This window comes from Desulfosarcina cetonica JCM 12296, from assembly GCF_001311845.1.
Classification (GTDB): domain Bacteria; phylum Desulfobacterota; class Desulfobacteria; order Desulfobacterales; family Desulfosarcinaceae; genus Desulfosarcina; species Desulfosarcina cetonica.
The window spans coordinates 1-3,067 of the sequence record NZ_BBCC01000358.1; the positions used below are offsets into that span (position 1 = coordinate 1).

General features: G+C 59.2%; 5 protein-coding genes and 1 pseudogene. All 6 read left to right on the forward strand.

Annotation, left to right across the window (positions count from 1 at the left end; translation table 11 throughout):
• Positions 1-184 precede the first annotated feature (184 nt).
• The gene (locus JCM12296_RS33680) at positions 185-364 is read left to right on the forward strand and encodes a rubredoxin (protein WP_054702355.1); all 180 of its coding nucleotides are present in this window, start codon (positions 185-187) and stop codon (positions 362-364) included.
• A 172-nt stretch (positions 365-536) separates the two neighbouring features.
• A pseudogene (gene rd, locus JCM12296_RS37510) lies at positions 537-697 on the forward strand (rubredoxin).
• A gap of 98 nt (positions 698-795) precedes the next feature.
• Positions 796-1,989, forward strand: coding sequence for an FprA family A-type flavoprotein (locus tag JCM12296_RS33685; protein ID WP_054702358.1), 1,194 nt, complete (start codon positions 796-798; stop codon positions 1,987-1,989).
• Positions 1,990-2,008: 19 nt separating this feature from the next.
• Entirely contained in the window at positions 2,009-2,188 is a 180-nt protein-coding gene (locus tag JCM12296_RS33690; RefSeq protein ID WP_246805282.1) for a ferredoxin, read from the forward strand.
• A 23-nt stretch (positions 2,189-2,211) separates the two neighbouring features.
• Complete coding sequence (locus JCM12296_RS33695; RefSeq protein WP_054702364.1) at positions 2,212-2,559, forward strand: DsrE family protein; 348 nt, start codon at positions 2,212-2,214, stop codon at positions 2,557-2,559.
• Positions 2,560-2,583: 24 nt separating this feature from the next.
• Positions 2,584-3,067, forward strand: a 484-nt coding sequence (locus JCM12296_RS33700) for a DVU0298 family protein (protein ID WP_340147891.1), incomplete at its 3' end; no start/stop codon positions are given.

Below are 3,067 nucleotides of genomic sequence, written 5' to 3' on the forward strand. Positions count from 1 at the left end.
GGCGTCGAGACCGTCAACTGGCCGATCCCCGCTGCGCCCGATGCCGACGACGCCGCGGAAGCGTTGCGGCTGACCATGGCGACGCACGTTGACGGTCTGATCCATTGGATCGAGCCCCCATCTCCCGGAAGTGAAAACGAGAACCCACGATTTTGCCATTCATCTGTGAAGGAGCACGTACCCCATGGCCGAACCCCACGAAATGTACCAGTGTCAGACCGTTAACTGCGGCTATATCTACAACCCCGACAAGGGCGACCGTAAAGGCAAGATCCCCAAGGGAACGGCCTTTGACGATCTTCCCGACGATTGGAAGTGCCCCATCTGCGGGGCCGGGAAAAAGCTGTTCCGGCCCTTGGGATAAACGGCGGCCGTTTCCCGGGGCGTAATTTGGGTTAGACAGTCCAAGCGGCTTCATGGTAAATGCCCAATCAATTACCAACGCGTCCCAGTGAAATGGGTCTTTTTTGATGCGCAAACCGATCTCAAGCACCCTTTTTTCAACCCCAAATCTTCGAACGTGAAGGAGGCAATGGATGGACAGATATGTATGCACCCTGTGTGGCTATGTTTACGACCCCGAAGCCGGCGATCCCGACAACGGCGTTGATCCCGGCACCAAATGGAAGATGTTCCCGAGGACTGGGAATGCCCGGTATGCGGTGCATCCAAGAGCGAGTTTGAAAAAGAGGCATAGTCTCAGCGGTCACGCCACTATCGTGATCGACCCTTAAACGTACGACGATGCCCTTTTTCTACCGCTGGAAAAAGGGCATCGCAATCAGGAAGCTCACCATGAAACCAATCCAAATCGCGGATGGCGTCTATGATGTCGGCGTCATCGACTGGAATATCAGAGATTTTCACGGCTACTCAACCTACCGCGGATCAACCTACAACGCCTTTCTGATCATCGACGAAAAAATCGCCCTGATCGACACGGTCAAGGCCCCTTTCGCCGACCAATTGATCAGTAACATTTCCCAGATCATCGACCCGGCCAAGATCGACGTGGTCATCAGCAACCACACCGAAATGGACCATTCGGGTTCCCTGCCGAAACTCATGCAAGTGGTGGGCGCGAACAAACCCCTCTACTGCTCGAAGATGGGCGCCAAGAACCTGGCCGCCCATTTTCCGGACGCCTGGGACTACCATCCGGTGAAGGATGGAGAGGAACTCAGCCTCGGCAAGCGCACCCTGGCCTTTATCGAAACGCGCATGATCCACTGGCCGGACAGCATGTTCACCTACCTCAAGGAAGACCATATCCTCTTCTCCAGCGATGGTTTCGGCCAGCACTATGCGGGATGCGAGGAGTTCGACGATCAGGCCGGCGAGGAGGCGATGGTTCAGGCAAAGAAATACTACGCCAACATCCTTTTGCTCTACGCGCCCCGGATTCTCAAGCTGATCGAGAAGGTGGTCGCCTCGGGCATCCAAATCGACACGATCTGTCCCGACCACGGAATTGTCTGGCGCAAGGAGCCCGGCAAGATCATCGACGCCTATTTGCGTTGGAGCCGCCAGGAGACGGAGGAAAAGGCCGTGGTGGTCTACGACACCATGTGGAAAAGCACCGAGACCATGGCCTACGCCATCGCCGACGGCATCGCCGCCACCGGCGTGATGGTCAAGCCGATTCATATCCGCAGCTCCCACCGTAGCGAGATCATGACCGACGTCCTCGATGCGGCCGCCGTGGTGGTGGGCTCGCCCACGCTGAACAACCAGATGTTCCCCACCGTGGCCGACGTGCTCACCTACATGAAGGGGCTCAAGCCGATTGGCCGGATCGGCGGTGTTTTCGGTTCTTACGGCTGGAGCGGCGAAGCGGTCAAGCTGGTGGCGGCCGAACTGGAGGCCATGAACTTTCAGATGATCGATGGTGGCCCCCGCCTGTTGTATGTCCCCGGCGAGGAGGGCATCGCGGCCTGCAAGGCCTATGGCAAGCAAATCGGCGAAGCCGTCAAGGCACGGCAGGGGTAGGCAACCGATGAAGGTCCCCGTGGTTGACATCGGCAGCTGCACCCTGTGCCTGGGCTGCGTGGCCGTCTGCCCGGAGGTTTTCCGCCAGAACGATGCCGGTTACATCGAGGTGGTCGAAATGACGGATTACCCTGAAGCGGCCGTCAATGAAGCCATCAAATACTGCCCGGAGGACTGCATCGGCTGGGAAGAGAGCTGAAGCGGCGGGCATCAAGAGGAAACATGAAAAAAGTCGCACTTTTCGTTTTCAATGGCGATCCGGTCTGTTTTATCCATGTGCTGCTCAACGGGCTGGATATGCAGGCAAAGGGCATGGAAGGCAAAATCATCGTCGAGGGCGCCGCCACGGCGCTGTTGCCCAAACTGGCCGAGGAGACCCACCCGCTGCACAAACTCTGGGAGAAGGCCAAGGCCCAGGGGATCGTGGATGGGGTTTGCAAGGGCTGCGCCCACAAAATGGGCACTGCCGACGAAGCGGTCAGACAGGGGCTGCCCCTGCTTGACGACATGTCCGGTCATCCGTCCATGTCCGGTTACATGGAGGCCGGCTTCGAGGTGATCTCCTTCTGAACCGAACGGAACCCAAGCGCCATCATGGCCTACCGTAAACTCAAAGTCCAGATCGGCGAACTGCTCGCCGGCGCGGATTTCACGGCCGCCCTCGACACGATCGGCGCGTTGCCCGGTCGTCAGGCGGTCAACCCGCTGTTCGCCTTCCTTTACGCGGGAGAAGAGACCCTCCGCTGGCGTGCCGTTTCGGCCATGGGCCGGGTGGTGGCGGGCATGGCCGACCATGACCTGGAATCGGCGCGTGTGGTGATGCGCCGGTTCATGTGGAATCTGAACGACGAATCCGGCGGCATCGGCTGGGGATCCCCCGAGGCCATGGGCGAGATCACCGCCGTGCATGCCGGATTGGCCGGGGAGTACGGACGGATTCTGCTCTCCTATATCGATCCGGACGGCAACTTTCTCGAACACGAGCGGCTCCAGCGCGGCGCTTTATGGGGTGTCGGCCGCCTGGCCCATGCGCGGCCGGACATCGCCATGTCGGCCGCCGACCATTTGCGACGTTTTT

Excerpts from the sequence above, each read along its gene's own strand:
- JCM12296_RS33685 (WP_054702358.1), top strand. The coding sequence starts at position 796 with ATGAAACCAATCCAAATCGCGGATGGCGTCTATGATGTCGGCGTCATC.
- JCM12296_RS33680 (WP_054702355.1), top strand. The coding sequence starts at position 185 with ATGGCCGAACCCCACGAAATGTACCAGTGTCAGACCGTTAACTGCGGC.
- JCM12296_RS33695 (WP_054702364.1), top strand. The coding sequence starts at position 2,212 with ATGAAAAAAGTCGCACTTTTCGTTTTCAATGGCGATCCGGTCTGTTTT.